At 65.8% G+C, this 18,178-nt stretch carries 25 protein-coding genes, 1 other RNA gene and 1 pseudogene; 13 read left to right on the plus strand and 14 right to left on the minus strand.

Features of this window, described 5'->3' with window-relative positions:
* Positions 1 to 25: 25 nt before the first annotated feature.
* From ASE91_RS13465 to ASE91_RS13490, 7 genes are all read left to right on the plus strand, one after another.
* Positions 26 to 391 (plus strand): response regulator, encoded by a 366-nt coding sequence (locus tag ASE91_RS13465; protein WP_055994883.1) that lies wholly within the window; start codon positions 26 to 28, stop codon positions 389 to 391.
* A 19-nt stretch (positions 392 to 410) separates the two neighbouring features.
* The gene (locus ASE91_RS13470) at positions 411 to 1,460 is read left to right on the plus strand and encodes a chemotaxis protein CheB (RefSeq protein WP_235530481.1); all 1,050 of its coding nucleotides are present in this window, start codon (positions 411 to 413) and stop codon (positions 1,458 to 1,460) included.
* Complete coding sequence (locus ASE91_RS13475; RefSeq protein ID WP_055994880.1) at positions 1,457 to 2,293, plus strand: CheR family methyltransferase; 837 nt, start codon at positions 1,457 to 1,459, stop codon at positions 2,291 to 2,293. Before ASE91_RS13470 ends, ASE91_RS13475 begins: the two co-directional genes overlap by 4 nt.
* Positions 2,294 to 2,360: 67 nt before the next feature.
* Positions 2,361 to 3,044, plus strand: a complete 684-nt coding sequence (locus tag ASE91_RS13480) for an N-acetylmuramoyl-L-alanine amidase (protein ID WP_056627215.1) — start codon at positions 2,361 to 2,363, stop codon at positions 3,042 to 3,044.
* Between the two features lie 33 nt (positions 3,045 to 3,077).
* Positions 3,078 to 3,478: RNase P RNA component class A (rnpB, locus tag ASE91_RS14450), an RNA gene on the plus strand.
* Between the two features lie 51 nt (positions 3,479 to 3,529).
* Positions 3,530 to 4,066, plus strand: coding sequence for a J domain-containing protein (locus tag ASE91_RS13485; RefSeq protein WP_056626932.1), 537 nt, complete (start codon positions 3,530 to 3,532; stop codon positions 4,064 to 4,066).
* A 10-nt stretch (positions 4,067 to 4,076) separates the two neighbouring features.
* On the plus strand, positions 4,077 to 4,382 hold the full coding sequence (locus ASE91_RS13490) for a (2Fe-2S) ferredoxin domain-containing protein (RefSeq protein WP_235530482.1): 306 nt from the start codon (positions 4,077 to 4,079) through the stop codon (positions 4,380 to 4,382).
* Here ASE91_RS13490 and ASE91_RS13495 read toward each other — a convergent pair.
* From ASE91_RS13495 to ASE91_RS19715, 10 genes are all read right to left on the minus strand, one after another.
* Positions 4,359 to 5,348: a hypothetical protein gene (locus ASE91_RS13495; RefSeq protein WP_056626935.1), complete on the minus strand. Its 990-nt coding sequence runs from the start codon at positions 5,346 to 5,348 to the stop codon at positions 4,359 to 4,361. The genes ASE91_RS13490 and ASE91_RS13495 overlap by 24 nt on opposite strands.
* Before the next feature lie 84 nt (positions 5,349 to 5,432).
* Positions 5,433 to 5,837, minus strand: a complete 405-nt coding sequence (locus tag ASE91_RS13500; protein WP_056626937.1) for a SufE family protein — start codon at positions 5,835 to 5,837, stop codon at positions 5,433 to 5,435.
* Between the two features lie 23 nt (positions 5,838 to 5,860).
* A complete protein-coding gene (locus ASE91_RS13505; RefSeq protein WP_056626938.1) occupies positions 5,861 to 6,091 on the minus strand; it encodes a hypothetical protein in 231 nt (76 codons plus the stop codon).
* A 25-nt stretch (positions 6,092 to 6,116) separates the two neighbouring features.
* Entirely contained in the window at positions 6,117 to 6,380 is a 264-nt protein-coding gene (locus tag ASE91_RS13510) for a hypothetical protein (RefSeq protein WP_055994860.1), read from the minus strand.
* Between the two features lie 11 nt (positions 6,381 to 6,391).
* The gene (locus ASE91_RS13515; RefSeq protein WP_082449285.1) at positions 6,392 to 6,700 is read right to left on the minus strand and encodes a hypothetical protein; all 309 of its coding nucleotides are present in this window, start codon (positions 6,698 to 6,700) and stop codon (positions 6,392 to 6,394) included.
* A 20-nt stretch (positions 6,701 to 6,720) separates the two neighbouring features.
* A complete protein-coding gene (locus ASE91_RS13520; protein WP_055994855.1) occupies positions 6,721 to 7,026 on the minus strand; it encodes a hypothetical protein in 306 nt (101 codons plus the stop codon).
* Between the two features lie 36 nt (positions 7,027 to 7,062).
* Complete coding sequence (gene pspC / locus ASE91_RS13525; RefSeq protein WP_055994852.1) at positions 7,063 to 7,443, minus strand: envelope stress response membrane protein PspC; 381 nt, start codon at positions 7,441 to 7,443, stop codon at positions 7,063 to 7,065.
* Positions 7,443 to 7,721: an envelope stress response membrane protein PspB gene (pspB, locus tag ASE91_RS13530; protein ID WP_055994849.1), complete on the minus strand. Its 279-nt coding sequence runs from the start codon at positions 7,719 to 7,721 to the stop codon at positions 7,443 to 7,445. The genes pspC and pspB overlap by 1 nt, the downstream gene beginning before the upstream one ends.
* A 2-nt stretch (positions 7,722 to 7,723) precedes the next feature.
* The gene (gene pspA, locus ASE91_RS13535) at positions 7,724 to 8,392 is read right to left on the minus strand and encodes a phage shock protein PspA (RefSeq protein ID WP_055994846.1); all 669 of its coding nucleotides are present in this window, start codon (positions 8,390 to 8,392) and stop codon (positions 7,724 to 7,726) included.
* Positions 8,393 to 8,459: 67 nt separating this feature from the next.
* A complete protein-coding gene (locus ASE91_RS19715; RefSeq protein WP_156347458.1) occupies positions 8,460 to 8,600 on the minus strand; it encodes a hypothetical protein in 141 nt (46 codons plus the stop codon).
* Between the two features lie 173 nt (positions 8,601 to 8,773).
* Between ASE91_RS19715 and pspF the strand changes: the two genes are divergently transcribed.
* Together pspF and ASE91_RS13545 are read left to right on the plus strand one after the other, a co-directional pair.
* Positions 8,774 to 9,802, plus strand: a complete 1,029-nt coding sequence (pspF, locus tag ASE91_RS13540; protein ID WP_056627217.1) for a phage shock protein operon transcriptional activator — start codon at positions 8,774 to 8,776, stop codon at positions 9,800 to 9,802.
* Positions 9,803 to 9,916: 114 nt separating this feature from the next.
* Complete coding sequence (locus ASE91_RS13545; protein ID WP_055994843.1) at positions 9,917 to 10,528, plus strand: superoxide dismutase; 612 nt, start codon at positions 9,917 to 9,919, stop codon at positions 10,526 to 10,528.
* A 144-nt stretch (positions 10,529 to 10,672) separates the two neighbouring features.
* Here the strand turns inward: ASE91_RS13545 and ASE91_RS13550 are convergent, their stop codons facing one another.
* The 3 genes from ASE91_RS13550 to mtaB are packed head-to-tail and all read right to left on the minus strand — an operon-like array spanning position 10,673 to position 13,463.
* Positions 10,673 to 11,305: a septation protein A gene (locus ASE91_RS13550; RefSeq protein ID WP_082454022.1), complete on the minus strand. Its 633-nt coding sequence runs from the start codon at positions 11,303 to 11,305 to the stop codon at positions 10,673 to 10,675.
* The gene (gene ftsY, locus ASE91_RS13555) at positions 11,302 to 12,231 is read right to left on the minus strand and encodes a signal recognition particle-docking protein FtsY (protein ID WP_055994840.1); all 930 of its coding nucleotides are present in this window, start codon (positions 12,229 to 12,231) and stop codon (positions 11,302 to 11,304) included. Before ftsY ends, ASE91_RS13550 begins: the two co-directional genes overlap by 4 nt.
* Positions 12,228 to 13,463 (minus strand): tRNA (N(6)-L-threonylcarbamoyladenosine(37)-C(2))-methylthiotransferase MtaB, encoded by a 1,236-nt coding sequence (mtaB, locus tag ASE91_RS13560; RefSeq protein WP_056626940.1) that lies wholly within the window; start codon positions 13,461 to 13,463, stop codon positions 12,228 to 12,230. Before mtaB ends, ftsY begins: the two co-directional genes overlap by 4 nt.
* Here mtaB and ASE91_RS13565 point away from each other — a divergent pair.
* Complete coding sequence (locus tag ASE91_RS13565; protein ID WP_056626941.1) at positions 13,462 to 14,040, plus strand: DUF924 family protein; 579 nt, start codon at positions 13,462 to 13,464, stop codon at positions 14,038 to 14,040. The genes mtaB and ASE91_RS13565 overlap by 2 nt on opposite strands.
* Here ASE91_RS13565 and ASE91_RS13570 read toward each other — a convergent pair.
* The gene (locus tag ASE91_RS13570; RefSeq protein ID WP_235530483.1) at positions 14,015 to 15,667 is read right to left on the minus strand and encodes a putative bifunctional diguanylate cyclase/phosphodiesterase; all 1,653 of its coding nucleotides are present in this window, start codon (positions 15,665 to 15,667) and stop codon (positions 14,015 to 14,017) included. The two genes, ASE91_RS13565 and ASE91_RS13570, sit on opposite strands and share 26 nt — an antisense overlap.
* 232 nt (positions 15,668 to 15,899) lie before the next feature.
* Here ASE91_RS13570 and ffh point away from each other — a divergent pair, with 232 nt between their 5' ends.
* The 3 genes and pseudogenes from ffh to ASE91_RS21065 all read left to right on the plus strand — a co-directional run.
* On the plus strand, positions 15,900 to 17,405 hold the full coding sequence (ffh, locus tag ASE91_RS13575) for a signal recognition particle protein (RefSeq protein WP_055994829.1): 1,506 nt from the start codon (positions 15,900 to 15,902) through the stop codon (positions 17,403 to 17,405).
* Positions 17,406 to 17,452: 47 nt separating this feature from the next.
* Positions 17,453 to 17,836, plus strand: a complete 384-nt coding sequence (rpsP, locus tag ASE91_RS13580; RefSeq protein ID WP_055994826.1) for a 30S ribosomal protein S16 — start codon at positions 17,453 to 17,455, stop codon at positions 17,834 to 17,836.
* Between the two features lie 117 nt (positions 17,837 to 17,953).
* Positions 17,954 to 18,178, plus strand: a pseudogene (locus ASE91_RS21065) (hypothetical protein); the annotation flags it as partial.

Genomic DNA, 18,178 nt, shown 5'->3' on the forward strand with positions numbered 1-18,178 from the left:
GGGCGTATCAAGATGGGGTATCGTGATGAAGAATTGCCTGGTCGTCGATGATTCGAAGGTGATCCGCAAGGTCGCCCGGCACATTCTCGAAACGCTCCAGTTCGAGGTGCGCGAGGCGGGGGACGGCCGCGAGGCGCTCGACCAATGTGCCAAGGCGCAGCCCGACGTGATCCTGCTCGACTGGAACATGCCGGTAATGAGCGGCATGGATTTCCTGCGCGCGCTGCGCCAGAGCGAGGGCGGCATGCAGCCCAAGGTCGTATTTTGCACGACCGAGAACGGCATGGCCTATATCCGCGCCGCGATCGAGGCCGGGGCCGACGAATATGTGATGAAGCCGTTCGATCGCGAGACGCTGGAAAGCAAGCTGCAGATCGTCGGCGTCGCCTGATCCGATCCGAATACAGCCCGTGAACGCGCCGTTCACCCGAATTGCCGCAGCCGACGGAACGGCCGTCCGGGTCCTGATCGTCGACGATTCGGCGGTCACCCGGGCCGTGCTGGCCCGGATCGTCGAAGCGATGCCCGGCCACCGGGTCGTCGCCGCGGTCGGGGGCATCGCGCAGGCGACCGGCAGCCTGTCAGGACAGTCCGTCGACCTGATCCTTCTCGACATCAACCTGCCCGGGATCGACGGTCTGTCGGGCCTGCCTGATCTGATGGCGGCGGCACCGGGGGTGCGGGTCATCGTCCTGTCGGGTGACTGCGCCGACGGGTCGCCGACGGCATGCCACGCGCTATCGCTGGGTGCGGCGGCGACGCTGGCCAAGCCCGAATCGTCGCCGCTGGCCGGCGGGTTTGGGACGAGGCTGGCGACACTGATCGAACGGGTGATGCGGACGGTGCCGAGTGGGGCCGGAACCGGCACCGCCGGCCGCAGCGATGTTTTCGATGTCATTGCGATCGGCGCGTCGACGGGCGGCATTCACGCGCTGGCGCCGTTGCTGGCGGCGATCCCGCCCGATTTCGACATACCGATCCTGGTCACCCAGCACCTGCCGGGGACGTTCACCGACTATTTTGCCCAGCAACTGGCGGGGCTGGCGCGACGTCCGGTCGATGTGGCGCGCGACAGTTTGCGCATCCAGCGCGGGCGACTGATCGTAGCGCCCGGCGATGCACATATCCGGGTGGTACCGACCAGCGAAGGTGCCGCGACCCGGCTCGACCGGTCACCGTCCATCAGCGGATGCACGCCATCGGTCGATCCGATGTTCGATTCCGTGGCGCAGGTATATGGCGCGCGGGCGCTGGGGATCGTCCTGTCGGGGATGGGCCGCGACGGCGCGCGGGGTGCTGCAAACATCCGGGCGGCGGGGGGGATCGTCGCGGTGCAGGATCAGGCGAGTTCGGTCGTATGGGGCATGCCGGGGGCGGTGGCCGAGGCGGGGCTGGCCAACACGATCGGTACGCCGGCACAACTGGGGGCGCTCGTCGCGCGCCGGCGGCGGCCGGCATGACCGTACAGCGTCCTGCCGGTCCGCTCGGCCCCGCCGCCAACACGATCGTCGCGCTGCTCGAACAGCGGACCGGGCAGCAGCTCGACGCCGGGCGCGCATGGCGGATCGACAGCGCGTTGCAGCCGATGCTGCGGGAGCGCGGTTTGGCCACGCTCGACGAACTGGTGGCGCGGATCAACGGCCGGGGTTCGAACGAGGGCGGGCTGGCCGATCTGGTCGTCGACGCGCTGCTCAATCAGGAAACGTCCTTCTTTCGCGACGCGGCGACGCTCGATACGGTCGTGCAGGCGGCGATCGACATGGTCGCCGAGGCACCGCGCCGGTTGCGGGTCTGGTCGGCGGCGTGTTCGACCGGGCAGGAACCGTTGTCGATGGCGATGCTGTTCGCCGAGGCGAGCGAGCGGACCGGAATGCAGCTGCCGGAAATCCGGGCGACCGACATTTCGCTGCGCGCGCTGATGCGTGCGCGCGAGGCCCGTTATACCCAGTTCGAGATTCAGCGCGGGCTGCCGATCCGGCGGATGATGCAGTGGTTCGAACCGCGCGACGATTTGTGGGAGGCGAAGGCCGAGCTGCGGTTCCGCTTGCTGTACGGGCAGCAGAACCTGATCGCCGATCCGATGCCGGGGGGCAAGTTCGACATCGTGCTGTGTCGCAACGTGCTCATGTATCTGTCGCCGGCGATGCGGGGGCAGGTGCTCAACCGGATCGCCGGCGTCATCCGCCCCGGCGGGCTGCTGGTGCTGGGCGCGGGCGAGACGGTCATCGGCCATACCGATGCGCTGGTACCGTCGGAGCGCTATCGCGGACTGTACCGGCCGGCGGCGCACTGACCTTGCCTTTCCCTGCGTCCCGCCGCAATCGGGACGCAGTGGCGTGAGGGGAAAGAGTCGCGTGCAGATGATCGAGACGCCGTCGCCGAACTTCGGCGAACGTTTGCTGCCCGTCACCATGCTGGTGCTGCATTATACGGGCATGACCGACGCGGCGTTCGCGATCGCAAGGCTGACCGATCCGCGGGCCGAGGTGTCGGCGCATTATGTCATCGACGAAGACGGCACGATCTACCGACTGGTCGCCGAGGACAAGCGCGCGTGGCATGCCGGCAAGTCGCACTGGCGCGGGGTCACCGACGTCAACAGCGCGTCGATCGGCATCGAACTGGTCAATCCCGGACACGAATTCGGCTATCGCGATTTCCCGGAGGCGCAGATCGATGCGCTGATCCCGCTGGTCCACGATATCAAGGACCGGCATCAGATCACGCGCGGCAATGTCGTCGGCCATTCGGATATCGCCCCGGCGCGCAAGCAGGACCCGGGCGAGCTGTTTCCATGGAACCGGCTGGCGCGGCTGCGCCTCGCGCTGCCACGGCCGACCCGCAACCTGATGGACCCTGGATGGAGCGATGCCGGGTTTCTGCTCGCGCTCGAACGCTTCGGTTACGACGTGTCCGACCGGGATGCGGCGGTCACCGCGTTTCAGCGGCGCTTCCGGCCCGAAATGATCGACGGCATCGCCGATGGCGAATGCCGGATGCTGTTGCTGGCGCTGTTGCTGCCCAAGCCGCAAGGCGACGATTGAACCGGCGCGCTCCGTCCGCTAGGGGCGGGTGCGTCAGAGGGTCGGGCGGCCGCGTCACGCGCAAGCGTGCCGAGGAAAGTCCGGGCTCCACGGAAACGACGGTGCCGGGTAACGCCCGGCGGGCTTTCGGCTTCGGCCGGGCGTTCAGGGACAGTGCCACAGAGAGCAGACGGCCTTTGGCTTCGGCCGGGTTACGGTGAAAGGGTGCGGTAAGAGCGCACCGCGCGGCCGGTAACGGCAGCGGCATGGCAAACCCCACCGGGAGCAAGACCGAATAGGGGCGGCAAGGAGCGCGGCAACGCGTTCCGGGGCATGTTCCGGCCCGCTGCCCGGGTTGGTTGCTGGAGACGGCGCGCAAGCGTCGTCCAAGAGGAATGGTCGCCTATCCTGTTTCGGCAGGTGGACAGAACCCGGCTTACAGACCCTCTGACATTCGCGCGCGACAATGGGTTGCGCGAGCGCACCGGCGGCTTATTTCGAAAACAATGGCACGATATACGCGATCGAACGACTGGGGCTTTCCACGCTGGCGCGGCTATAGCGAGGGCCGCGAGGCACAGACGGTGAAACTGTGCGATCGCCATGGCTGCACCGAACCCGGCAAATGCCCCGCGCCCAAATCGCCCAACAGCCCCGATCGCTGGTATTTCTGCGAAGCGCATGCCGCCGAATATAACAAGGGCTGGAACTACTTCGAAGGGTTGAACGAGGAAGAGGCCAAGGCGCGGGAAGCGGACGAACGCCGCACCGCCAACGGCTATGCTGCATCGGCATCGAACGCCTGGGCCGGATCGGGCGACGGCACGCGTTCGCGCGACGAGATGCGCGCTCTCGACGTCCTCGAATGCGATCCGGACGCCGATTTCGATACGATCCGGCTGGCATGGCGCAAGCTGGCCAAGGTGAATCATCCCGATGTCCGGCCCGGCGACGCCGATGCGTCAAAGAAATTCCACGCGATCCAGGCAGCCTATGACGTGCTGCGGACGGCGGAAGAACGGCGGAACTGGAAACCGGCATGAGGGCCCCCGTGTGAGGACCGCCGTCCGGTCGCGCTGGGACAAGGCCGTGCTGGTCTGCGCCAAATGTTCGAAAAAGCTGGACGGTGGGTTCGGTGAGTCGGGCAAGCCGCTGGCCAAGGCGTTGCGCAAGCATCTGAAGCTGAAGAACGGCCCGAAGTCGCGAGCGGGCGTGGTCGAGGTGAAGTGCCTCGACGTGTGTCCCAAGGGCGCGGTGGTCGTTGTCGACAGCGAACGGCCGGGGGACTGGCTGCTGGTGCGGCCGGGCGATGATCTGGACGCGGTGGCGGCTCGGTTAGGGCTCGATCAGGGCGCCTGAGTCGCTCGGGCCGTATTCGGAGAACAGCGCGAGGATCGCCTCGTTCATGTTCACCTCGTCGCGCCGTTCCTTTACCGGACATTCGCCGATCCGGGTGGCGCTGACCTGCCAGCGATAGCCGACCTGTCTCGCGGGGTTCCAGCCCGCGCCCCCGCCACGTTCCGGGCCGTCCTGATCCTGTTCGACGACATAGTTCAGCGTCAGCTGTCGTTTATCGTAGCGACCGGTCATTTCCAGCCGGCGCTGGGTCCGGGCATTGATGCACGAGCGCGACGCATCGATGCGGCCGTGGGCCATCTTCGTCCGCAGCCGCCCGCACTGCGCCCCGGCGAGAAGGCCGGTCATCATGTTGCCTTCCCCCGCAGCGCGCCGCAGCGTGGCTTCGATCGTGCCGTCGGGCAGGCACTGGGTAAACCGTACCGGGCGCGCGCCGCCGCCGCCGGCGAGGGCGAGCGTCGCGCTGCGCCGGAACTGCCACAGGCCGCCACGCAGCGAGGGGATATTACCCACCACGACGATATCGGCCGGCGCACCGCGGACGACGATATCCGACCCCCCGCTGTTCGACATCGGCGGAGTGCTTTGCGCTACCGGCGGCAGGTCCGGGGGCGGCGGTGCAGCGGCCACGTCAACCGGCGCAGGTACGCCGTCGACCAGCTGGTCGATCCGGCCGGCGACACAGGCTTGCGTTTCCTTCGCCTCGCGATTGCCCTCGCGAACGCAGGCCTTCACGATCGCGCACATGATCCGGTCGATGCGGGGATCGCCACTCGATACCTCGGCTTCGCATTTCGTCACCCATTGCCCGCGCGTCGCGTAGTTCAGCCGCACCTTGCGCAGCTTGCGGGCGATAACGACGATCTCGTCATCGGCAGTCGCGTCAGGCGAAGCAGGGGTCTGTCCGGGCAAGGGTACGGCGACCAGTCCGGCGAACAGCAGCGGGTTTATCCATCGCACGTGCTTCATGCCAACGGCACTCCCCCCGGACCTGCCGGTTCTGTCGGCGTTCGGCTCGATGCTAACGAAAGGCGGCACCGGCCGCCAGTGGCGTCACGCCAACCGCGCCGCCGTCTCCCGGATCAGCGCGATCATGTTCGGTATCCCCTGCGTCCGGTTCGAACTCAACTGGTTGCGCAGGTCGAACGGGGCGAGGGTCGCGTCGATATCGGTGGACAGGATGGTCGGTGCTTCGCGGTCCTGCACGGTCGCCAGCACCAGTGCAATGATCCCCTTGGTGATCGCAGCGTTGCTGTCGGCGAGGAAGTGGAGCGTGCCGTCGGCCTGTTGCTGCGGATAGACCCAGACCGATGCCGAACAACCGCGCACCAGCGTCGCATCGGTCTTGAGGGGATCGGGCATCGGCTCCAGTTGCCGGCCCAGGTCGATCAGCAACCGGTAGCGGTCGTCGCCGTCGAGGAATTCATATTCTTCGCGGATATCGTAGATGCTCTGCATGACGCCGCTATAGGCATTCGACGTCAGAGTTCCACCCCGGCGGCGATCGCTTCGAGCTTGCGGATGCGTTCCTTGAGGTCGGCGATTTCGATCCGGGTGCCGACATTGGGGGCGGGCTGGGTCATCGGTTTGTCGCCGAGCCGTTGCTGTTGCAGCGCCAGCCAGCCGCGCCAGCCCGACAGCAGCGTGACCGATACGATCGCGACGGCGGCAAGGGTGGTGGCGGCGAGTGCAAGGGTAAAAGTAAGGTTCATCGGACTGCCCTTCTCGTCGGGTTTGTCAGTTGAGCGGTTTGTCGCGGAGGCGTTCGATCTCGTCGGACAGGTCGACACCGCGGTCGGTGATGATCCGTTCGAGGACGCGGACGCGCTGTTCCAGCCGTTCGGTCTGCGCGGCATATTGCGCGGCCTTTTCGGCGGACTCGGTGCCGCGGATTTCGAGTTCGCGTTCCTTCAGCGCCATCCAGGGTTTGAAGACGTGGTTGGCGAGGATCGCGATGACCGGGATCGACACGCCGAGAATGGGAATCCAGAGCGGGCTCATGGTCGTTCCTTTCAGTTCGTCCGGCCGCGCAACAACTCGATCTCGCGGTCGAGCCCATGCGAACTGTCGGTCACGATCCGCTCGACATTGGCGAGGCGGTCCTTGATCGACCCCAGCTCGGCCTTCAGTCGGGCGTTTTCCTGGCTCAGCAGCTTCACCCGCTCGACCGTTTCGTCGTCGCGCTTCGGGTAGATCGCCTGTCCCCATGCACCGTCGAGGGGGTAGCCGTTCTTGACGCGAAGCCAGGTGGTGAAGATCCAGCCGCCGATGGCAGAGAGGCCGACGACAGCGGCGATGACGATGAGCATTGTGGGAGGCATGATCGATACTCCTGATCGGTTCAGCGCAGCGCGTCGATTTCGCGCGCGGTGCGGGTGGCAGGATCGGTGGCGATGCGTTCGAGAACGGCGATGCGCTCTTCGAGGCGCAGGACCTTGCCCTGCAACTGTTCGTTCTGCTGCGCCATCAGCTGCGCCTGCCGGATCGCGTCGATCTGTTCATGGCGGCGCCTGCCCTTGCGTTTGCCGTCGCATCCTTCGTCGTCCAGCGGATAACCGTGCTTCGCACGGATCGCGGTCTTGACGATGCTCGCTGCCATGACGATCGCGATGATCGCCAGCACGAACCCCGGTCCACCCCAATTCATCGTCTCTCTCCCTCATCGGCCCCGGCGGGGATCGGTTCAGCGCAGGCTGTCGATCTCGTCCGCCAGACGGGTGTTGCGGCTGGTATAGTACATTTCGATATCGGCGAGGCGACGGTCGATGTCGCGGAACGTCGATCGCATTTCCGACGCGGTGCGGGTCGGGTTCGACCGTACGCCCTGCCAGAATTTCTCGTCCTCGCGGCTTTCGTACAGGCCGACCGGCTTTTTCTGCGCCATCCAGGCGATCATGAAATAGGCGATCACTGTCCAGGGGAAGCCACCGGCCAGCGTCAGCAACACCGTGCCGATGCGGATCCACATGACCTCGACACCGGTGTAGTCGGCGATGCCGGCGCACACGCCCGACACCTTGCCATTCGCTTTGTCGACATAGAATTTGGTGCGTGCGCTGGACATCAGAGCCTCCGGTTAAAGTCGTTGTCGCGATAATCGCGGGTGGGCAGGTCGCGGTCGGCGGGGCGGAAGTCCGGATGATCGGCGGCGATGATCCGCTCGATCGTCTGGAGCCGCTCCTCGAGCCGGCGGGCGGTGAGGTGCATGTCGTCGAGCAGTCGCTCGTCCTCGTTGGTCAGCGACGGCGACTGTTTCCACTTGGTGATATAGTGGAGGATCAGCCACGGCAGTCCGATGAAGAGGACGCCGAGCGGCACGGCGATGCCGAAGAAATCCTCCACGCTCAGCCCTCCCGGTTGAGCCGCGCCTTCAGCGCGGCAAGTTCGGCATCGATCTTGTCGGACGACCGCAGTTCGGCGATCTCTTCCTCAAGGCTCTTGCCCGGCTGGCCCATGCCGGCGGCGTCGGCGCGACCTTCGGCCAGATCGGCACGGCGTTCCAGCACGTCGAAGCGGCTGAAGGCGTCGGCGGTCTTGCTGCCGGCATACATCTCGCGCAGCTTGGTGCGGTTGTTGGCGGTTTCCATCCGCGTCTGGATGGCGCTCTGCCGGGTCCGCGCCTCGCGCAGCTTGCTCTGGAGCTTGGCGATATCGACTTCCGAAGCGCGCAGCGCGTCGTCGAGCACGACGATCTCGCTGTTGAGCTGTTCGGCCATGTCGACCGCCTTCTGTCGTTCGACCAGTGCTGCCTTGGCCAGATCCTCGCGGTCCTTGCTCAGCGCCAGTTCGGCCTTTTCGGTCCAGTTTTCCTGCAGCTTGTCCAGCTTGCCGATATGGCGGCGCATTTCCTTCTGGTCGGCGATGGTGCGCGCGGCAGAGGCGCGGACCTCGACCAGCGTTTCCTCCATTTCAAGGATGATCATGCGGATCATCTTCGCCGGATCCTCGGCCTTGTCGAGCAGGTCGGTGACGTTGGCAGCGATGATGTCGCGGGTGCGGGAGAAAATACCCATCGGTTACTCCTGAAGAATTCTCGGGTGGCCGGGACGGAACGGGGCAGAACCGCCCCGGCCTGCCACCTTACGCGATTGGCGCGGTGGCATGGGTGGCGGCGGTCGGACCGGTCGTGGTCGTCGCGCCAAGGACGAACAGGCTCACCAGCAGCGCGGCGGCCATGCTGGCGACCGATTGCGAGAGCGAGAGGTTCGATTGGTTGCGCATGAGGAAAACTCCCTGAAGCCTTGTGTTCTGCGCCCTGTGTCGGGCTTGCTGACTACCCTGCAGGAGCCGTGCCAATTTCGAAAATGACGGATTTACGTCACTTTCCGGAGATTGGGTGTCCTCTGGCATTTGGCCTCTTGCGAATTATTGGGAAAATACGCCACATGATCGGCATGGAGCGCGCAACCCAGGTCGTCGGCCAGTCCGGTCCGTTTTTAGATGCCCTCGAACGGGCCAGCCGGGCCGCCGCGCTCGATCGCCCGGTGCTGGTGATCGGCGAACGGGGGACCGGCAAGGAGCTGGTGGCCGAGAGGCTCCACCGCCTGTCGGCGCGCTGGGATCAACCGCTGGTGGTGATGAACTGCGCCACGCTCCCCGAGACGCTGATCGAGGCCGAATTGTTCGGGCACGAGGCGGGCGCGTTCACCGGCGCGACCAAGGCGCGGACGGGGCGGTTCGAGGAGGCCGATGGCGGCACGTTGTTCCTCGACGAACTGGGCACACTGTCGATGGGTGCGCAGGAACGGCTGTTGCGCGCGGTCGAATATGGCGAGGTGACCCGGATCGGATCGTCGCGGCCGATCCGGGTCGACGTCCGCATCGTTGCGGCGACCAACGAACATCTGCCCGACCGGGTCGAGTGCGGCACGTTCCGCGCCGATCTGCTAGACCGGTTGAGTTTCGAGGTGGTGACGCTGCCCCCGCTACGCGCGCGGCCGGGAGACATCATGGTACTGGCCGATTTTTTCGGGCGGCGCATGGCGGCCGAGATCGGGCGCGACGAATGGGTCGGGTTCGGACCCAACGCCGTCGACCAGCTGATGGAGCATCGCTGGCCGGGCAATGTTCGCGAGCTGCGCAACGCAGTCGAACGCTCGGTCTATCGCTGGGAACGGCCGGGGGCGATCGATCTGATCGAGGTCGATCCGTTCGCCTCGCCCTTCCGCCCGCGGGGCGGCGCTGCCCCGGCGGCTGGTGCTGCCGCTCCGGTCGCGGGTGCCCCGATGGCCGAACCGGCTGCTCCGGACGATTGCGGCGAGGATTTCAAGACGCGGGTCAACCGGTTCGAACGGCAGTTGTTGACGCGGGCGATGGCGGAGGCGCGCTACAACCAGCGGAACTGCGCCGACGCGATCGGCCTGACCTATGACCAGTTGCGCCACGCGCTGAAGCGACACGGTATGCTCGGGCAGGGCGGCTGACCCCTTTTCGCCACCGCCCGGCCCGCCTATGGGTTCGCAGGCGTAACGATCGGAGCCAAGCGGCGCGTACGGCGTTCGGTCGCACGAGTTCTTTGTTACCCAAGGAGGATTGCCATGGCGTTCGAACTTCCGCCGCTGCCCTATGCCTATGATGCGCTGGAGCCGACCATCGACAAGGAAACGATGACGCTGCACCACGACAAGCATCATCAGGCCTATACCGACAAGCTGAACGAAGCGGTGTCGGAAGACACGAGCCTCGAAGGCAAGTCGATCGAGGAGCTGCTGGCCAACATCGGCAGCGGTTCGGCCAAGCTGCGCAACAATGGCGGTGGCTTCTGGAACCACACCTTCTTCTGGGAAACCATGAAGGGCGGCGGATCGCAGCCGTCGGGTGCGTTGAAGGACGCGATCGACCAGCAGTTCGGCGGGCTCGACCAGCTGAAGGAGCAGTTCAACACGGCGGGCGCGAACCAGTTCGGGTCGGGCTGGGCGTGGCTGATCGTCGGTCAGGACGGCAAGCTGGCCATCACGTCGACCCCGAACCAGGACAATCCGCTGATGGACGTCGCCCCGGTCAAGGGCACGCCGATCCTCGGCAACGACGTGTGGGAACACGCTTATTACATCACGTACCGCAATGCGCGTCCGGCGTATCTGAAGGCGTGGTGGGACGTGGTCGACTGGGACAAGGTCGGCCAACGCTATGACGCAGCGGTGAAGTAATCCGCCGATAGCCCTCTCCCCTTCAGGGGAGAGGGTTGGGAGAGGGGTCTGTCCGCAAGGGCGGCCCTTTTTTCATGCGCGCGACGCTCGGGACTCCCCCCCCCCCCCCCCCCCCCCCCCNTCTCCCCATGGGGGAGAAAGAGATTAGTCTGCCGGCGGCAACGGCGCGTCTTCGCCCATTTTCAGTCCATGCCTCAACAGCATCGGAATATTCGCCAGCGCGAACAACAGGGTCAGCGGGACTGCGCCCCACAGCTTGAACCCGACCCAGAAATCCCAGCTCGAATGCCGCCACACGACTTCGTTCAGCACCGCCATGAAGGCGAAGAACGCCGCCCAGTTGATCGTCAGCTTGCGCCACCCCAGCGCGCTCAGCCCCGGATAGGCGGTTTCCAGCAATTGCTGCAGCAACGGCCGCCCGGTGACGAGGCCGAAAGTCAGGATCGCCGAGAACATCGCATAGACGATGGTCGGCTTCATTTTGATGAAGGTATCGTCGCGGAAATACAGCGTCAGCGCACCGAACACGACGACCAGCCCCGCCGACAGCCACAGCATCGGCGAGATATGGCCGGTCTTACATTTCGACACGATGATCGCGATCACACTGGCGATCATGAACGCGGTGCTGGCGATGATGACCTGCGCCAGCGAATCCATCATGTCGGGAAGGCCGATCTTTCCGGCAAGCAGATTGGCGACGAAGAACACCACCAGCGGCCCGTAATCGAGCGCCATGCGGAACAGCGGCGAGGTGGGCTTGCGATCGACGGTCATTTGCGCACCCGTTCGACACCGGCGATGATCCGCGAGACTTCGTTGGCGTCGAACCCGCGCAGGTCGTCGGCGGTCTCGCCGACTCCGATTGCATGGATCGGCAGCCCGAACCTTTCCGCCGCCGCGACCAGCACGCCGCCGCGCGCCGTGCCATCCAGCTTGGTCATGACGAGGCCGGTGACGCCCGCCATCTCCTTGAACACCTCGATCTGGTTCAGGGCGTTCTGCCCGGTTGTCGCATCGAGCACGAGGACGACGTCGTGCGGGGCTGCCGGGTTCAGGCGGCCAAGGACGCGGCGGACCTTTGCCAGTTCGTCCATCAGTTCGCGCTTGTTCTGCAGGCGACCGGCGGTGTCGACGATCAGCACGTCGATGCCGGTCGCCGTCGCCTGCTTGACCGCTTCATAGACGATGCCTGCCGCGTCGCCGCCCTCGGCCCCGCTGACGATCGGCACACCGATCCGCTCGGCCCAGGTCCTGAGCTGACCGATGGCGGCAGCGCGAAACGTGTCGCCCGCCGCCAGCATCACGCCATAATCCTGCTCGACCAGTGTCTTGGCGAGCTTGGCGATGGTGGTGGTCTTGCCCGATCCGTTGACGCCGATGACCAGAATGACTTGCGGCCGTGGAAAGGCCTCGATTTCCAGTGGCTTGGCAACCGGTGTTAAGACCTTTTCGATCTCTTCGGCGACGACCAGCCGGATGCCGAGTTCCTCCATGTTGCGCTCATATTGCCCTTCGGCGAGACGCTGGCGGACCCGCGCGGCAGTGGCGGGGCCGAGGTCGGAGGCGATCAGCGCTTCCTCGATATCGTCGAGTTGCGCGTCATCGAGCCGCGCGGCGGACAACCCGACGAGATTGCCGGTCAACCGGTCGGAGGTCTTCTTGAGACCGCCGAGCAGGCGTTCGTGCCACGAAAGGCTCATAGGGGCATTCCGATCAACTGATTGCCTTCGATATGGGTCAGCCGCGCGGTCACGATCGAACCGGGCGGGCAGGGGGGAAGCGAAACATCGGCGAAACCGGGGCTGTGCCCGCGCGTGCCGGGGCGTTCGACGAGGATGTCGGCGGTGGTACCAACCTGCCGTTGCAGCCAGTCGCGGTGGCGGCGTTCGGCGGCGGCGCGTAACGCCTGCGCGCGCGCCTTGCCGATCGGCGGCGGCACCTGCGGCATCCGAGCTGCCGGGGTACGCGCGCGCGGGCTGTAGGGAAAGACATGGGCATGGACGATATCGCAATCGTCGATCAGCGCGAGCGTGTTCGCCGCCATCGCATCGTCCTCGGTCGGAAAGCCGGCGATGAGATCGGCACCGATCGCGATTTCTCCGCGCGCCGTCTTCAATCGATCGACCAGCGCGACCGCATCGGCGCGGCTGTGGCGGCGGCGCATCCGCTTGAGGATCATGTCGTCGCCGGCTTGAAACGATAGATGGACGTGCGGCATGACGCGTGGCTCTTGCGTCAACAATTCGAACAGCTTGGTATCGAATACTGCCGGATCGAGTGAGGATAGCCGCAGCCGTCGCAAGCCGGTGCGGGCAAGGATCGCCTCGACCAGATCGCCCAGCTTCGGGGTATCGGACAGGTCGTCGCCATAGCTCGACACGTCGACACCGGTCAGCACGATTTCGGCATGACCAGCCAAAACGAGGCCGGCGACCTGCGCCACTACGTCATCGATCGTCGCCGATCGCGAGGGGCCACGACCGGCCGGGATCGCGCAGAAGGTGCAGCGGTGGTCGCACCCGTTCTGCACCTCGACAAAGGCGCGGGTCTGCCCTTCGAACCTGCCGGCCAATTGCGGCGCGGTGTCGAGGACACGGGCGATGTCGCGGACCACGACCGGATCGGTGGAACTCCACGCTGCCGGGTTCAGCTTATCCGAATTGCCGATGACCCGGTCGACTTCGGGCATCGCCGCGAAACTTGCCGGATCGATCTGCGCCGCGCAGCCGGTAACGATCAATGCCCCCGTCGGCCGGTCGCGGCGGGCGCGGCGGATCGCGCGGCGGGTGGCGGCTACCGCGTCGTTGGTGACCGCACAGCTATTGACCACGGTCACGTCGCGGTCGACCAGCAACCCGCGGATCGCATCGCTTTCGGCGATGTTCAGCCGGCAGCCGAGCGTGATGATGGTGGGACCAGCGGAGGATGGCATGGGCGGTGATCTAGGGACAGGGACACGCGAAGTCCACGCGAACGCGCGGGCGGTGCTCGACTTCTGGTTCGACGAGGTCGGGCCGGACCGGCATTTCGCCAAGGATGCGGAGTTGGATGCGACGATCGCCGACCGGTTCGGCGGCCTGCGCGACGCGGTGCTGGCGAGCGAGGCGGCGGGATGGCGCGAAGAGGAACATCTTCTATTGGCGGCGGTAATCCTGCTCGATCAGTTTTCGCGCAACATCCATCGCCGCACCGCCGATGCGTTCGCCGCCGACCCGCTAGCGCTCGAACTGGCACTGATCGGGATTGCGCGGGGCGACGATCGGGAATTTCCGCCGCTCGAACGCTCGTTTCTCTACATGCCGCTGATGCACTGCGAGGACGCCGGGGTCGCGCGATTCTCGCTGCGCTGTTTCGAATGGCTCGGCAATCCGCTGAACCTGCAATTCGCGCGCGATCATGCGGCGGTCCTTGCGCAATATGGTCGGTATCCGTCGCGCAACGCCGCGCTCGGCCGGGAATCGACCGAGGCGGAGCGCGCTTATCTCACCCGGCCCGACGCCGGTTGGTGACGTCGGTCGTGTCGGCGTCGGCCGATCCGCCGCTATGCAGCAGCCCGCGCGCGGCTAGCATCCGCCGCGTGTCGGCTACGGTCAGCGGCCGGCTATAGGCCCAGCCCTGCGCCTTCGCACACCCCAGCGCGGCCAGTCGCTCCGCGATCGCGTCGGTTTCGACGCCCTCGGCGGTGATCGGCAGGTTCAGGCTTTCGCCAAGGCCGATGATCGCGTGGACGATCGCCGCCGAATCTGCATTGTCGAGCAGCGACAGGACGAAGCTCTTGTCGATCTTGATCCGGTCGAACGGCAGTGCCCGCAGATGCGCTAGGCTCGAATAGCCGGTACCGAAATCGTCGAGCGACAGGCGCACGCCCTGATTCTTGAGCGATCCGACGATCGACTGCGCCAGCGGCAGGTTGTCGAACAACGCGCTTTCGGTGATCTCGATCTCTAGTCGGTTGGGTGCGAAACCGCATTCGACGGTCGTCTTGATGATCTTCTGCGCCAGCCATGCGTCGCGCAGCTGCCATGGCGAGATGTTGACCGACAGGGTGATGCCCGGATCCCAGTCGCGCGCGGCGGCGAACGCCTGTCGCATGATCGACAGCGACAGATCACCGATCAGCCCGGCTTCCTCCGCCACCGGAATGAAGCGATCGGGCGGAATCGGCCCCTGCGTCGGATGCGTCCAGCGTGCCAGCACCTCGAACCCGCACAACCGGCCGGTCGCCAGATCGACCTGTGGTTCGAAATACGGCACGACCTGTCCGGCGGGGATTGCGAGGCGAAGGCCACTTTCGATGTCGTTGCGGTCGATCAACGCATGTTCCATCGCCCGGTCGAACCAGGTGAAGTCGCCGCGACCCGATTTCTTGGCCGAATACATCGCGATATCGGCGGAACGCAGCAGCGTGTCGATCCCGCCGCCGTCGAAGTCCGACCGGGCGATGCCGATCGAGCAGCTCAGGTGAATGCGCAGGTCGTCGACGAACATCGGTTGCGACAGTGCGGTGATGACGCGGTTCGCGATGCGTTCGACGACCGACGGATCGCGTGCGTCGAACACGAAGGCGCAGGCAAAGGCGTCGCCGCCGAATCGGGCGGTCAGTGCAGCGGGTGGCATCGCACCGGCGATTTCCAGCGCGACGCTACGCAGCACGCTGTCGCCAGCGGCATGGCCGTGCATGTCGTTGACCATCTTGAAATGATCGAGGTCGACGATCAGCAGCGCCACGGCCTGATCGCGCTTCGTCGCCGATCGCAGCAGCGCGGCACCGGCCTCGCTGAGACTGCGGCGGTTGAGGAAGCCGGTTAGCGGATCGCGCGACGCCAGCAGCCGTGCGCGCTCCTCGGCGGCGGAACGGCCATGCATCTCGACCCGGACGGCACGGTGGCGTCGCCAGCCGAAGATGACCAGCGCAGCATTGATCAGCAACGCCGTCACCAGCGGCTGCGCGACCGGCTCACCGCCGTAGAAGCGGTGGTCGAGCAGCCCCGATATGACGGCGAAGCTCAGGCCTACGAACAACAGGATCGCGCCGGCGCAGATCGCCAGGGTCCAGCGTTCGCCGCGTTCCCGAGGTTCCGCCAGAGCGGGGCCGATGCCCTCGGTTCCTTTTTGACGATCCCATTCCATCACCATCGTTTATCAGGGTCATCGGTGTAGAAGCGGTTAAAGCCGACCGGATGTCCGCCCCGGAAGCCCCGCCGATCGCCATGACTTGCGCTGAACCGAGTTTCGGGGTAAGGGCGCGGATCGTTTCTGCAGGGAGACGTTCAGCATTGCCGCCCGCGGGCGACGCCGGCCGACGAGGTTTCGTCCGCCGGCGTGTTTTGCTTGAGCGTTTTTCACGCGGCAAGGTTGGAGTGGTAGCGTGTTCGAGAGTCTGAGTGACCGGCTGGGAGGGGTGTTCGATCGTTTGCGCGGTCGCGGCGCACTGACCGAAGCCGACGTTCGCACCGCGATGCGTGAAGTCCGCGTCGCCCTGCTCGAAGCGGACGTGGCGCTGCCGGTCGCCCGCGATTTCGTCGAGAAGGCGACCGAGGCCGCGGTCGGCCAGAATGTTCTGCGTTCGATCACGCCGGGGCAGCAGGTCGTCAAGATCGTGCACGACGCGCTGATCGACATGCTGGGGTCGGACACCGCCGAACTCGATGTCGCGGTCACCCCACCGGCGGTCGTGATGCTGGTCGGCTTGCAGGGTTCGGGCAAGACCACCACGACGGCCAAGCTCGCCAAGCTGCTCGCCAAGCGCGAGGGCAAGAAGGTGATGATGGCGTCGCTCGACGTCAATCGTCCGGCGGCGCAGGAACAGCTGGCGGTCCTTGGCACGCAGGTCGAGGTCGCGACGCTGCCGATCGTGCAGGGCCAGCAGCCGGTCGATATCGCGCGGCGCGCGCTGCAATCGGCGAAGTTGCAGGGCTATGACGTTGTCATGCTTGATACGGCGGGCCGCCTGCACGTCGATCAGGCGCTGATGGACGAGATGAAGGCCGTGGCGGACATTGCCCGGCCGAACGAAATCCTGCTCGTCGTCGACTCGCTGACCGGTCAGGACGCGGTCAACGTCGCGCAGAACTTCTCCGAACAGGTGCCGCTGACCGGCGTCATCCTGACGCGGATGGACGGCGATGCGCGCGGTGGCGCCGCGCTGTCGATGCGCGCCGTTACCGGCAAGCCGATCAAGTTCGCGGGCACCGGCGAAAAGCTTGACGCGATCGAGCCGTTCCACCCCAAGCGCGTCGCCGGGCGTATTCTCGGCATGGGAGACGTCGTCTCGCTGGTCGAAAAGGCCGCGCAGTCGATCGAGGCCGAAGATGCCGAGCGCATGGCCGGTCGCCTTGCCAAGGGTCAGTTCGACATGAACGACCTGCGCGGGCAGCTGGCACAGATGCGGCGCATGGGTGGTCTGGGCGCGCTGGCGGGCATGATCCCCGGCATGAAGAAGGCGCAGGCGGCGATGGCGTCGGGTGCGGTGGATGAAAAGATCCTGCTGCGCATGGACGCGATGATCACGTCGATGACGGTCAAGGAACGCGCCAGGCCCGAACTCATCAATGCCAAGCGCAAGATCCGCATTGCCAAGGGGTCGGGCACCACGGTGCAGGACATCAACAAGCTGCTGAAGATGCATCAGGAAATGCAGTCGGCCATGAAGAAGCTCAAGAAGATGGGCGGAATCAAGGGCATGATGTCGATGCTGGGCAAGGGCGGCATGGGCGGCCTCGGCAATGCGCTGGGCGGCCCCGGCCTTGGCGACCTGATGAGCAAGGCGGGTGGCGAAATGCCGGGCCTGCCAGGGCTCGGCGGCATGGGCGGGAAGGGCGGCGGTATGCCGCAACTGCCCCCCGGCTTCGAAAACCTTATCAAGAAGAAGTAATTGCCGGTCGGAACCGGCTTACACGAACCAACGAAGGAAGAAGAATAATGGCAATCAGCATCCGTCTGTCGCGTGGTGGCTCGAAGAAGCGTCCGTACTACCGCATCGTCGTCGCCGATGCGCGCAGCCCGCGTGACGGCCGCTTCATCGAGAAGATCGGCACCTACAACCCGCTGCTGGGCAAGGAAGACGAAAAGCGCGTCGTGCTCGACGCCGAGCGTGCGACCCACTGGCTGAGCGTCGGCGCGCAGCCGACCGACCGCGTCGCCCGCTTCCTCGACAAGGCCGGCGTGAAGGAACGCGCTGCCCGCAACAACCCGAGCAAGGGCAAGCCGGGCGAGAAGGCCGTCGAGCGCGCCGAGGAACGCGCTGAAAAGGCCAAGGCCGCTGAAGAAGCCGCCGCCGCGCCGGCCGAAACCGCCGAAGCATAAAATATTGTGCCGGCGCGTCTTTCGGGACGTGCCGGCACCTTTTGATCGGCATCATGCGTTCCGGGTCGACCTGACCAGGAGCATGACCGATGATCGATCCCGAACAGCAGCCGCACCATGACGAAGACGCCACCAACCTCGGCCAATCGGCGGAAGAACCCGCCGAAGGCCGCGACGACGCCCCCGCCGGCGGCGAAGGCTCGCCCGACGCCTGATCCGGCGGACCGTAACCGTGTCGTGCTGGCGGCGATCGCCGGCGCGCACGGGCTGAATGGCGAGGTGCGGCTGAAGCTTTTCACCGACGATCTGTCGGCCTATCCGGCGCTGAACGGCGGCGCACTG

The sequence above is a fragment of the Sphingomonas sp. Leaf62 genome, from assembly GCF_001421915.1.
Classification (GTDB): Bacteria; Pseudomonadota; Alphaproteobacteria; order Sphingomonadales; family Sphingomonadaceae; genus Sphingomonas.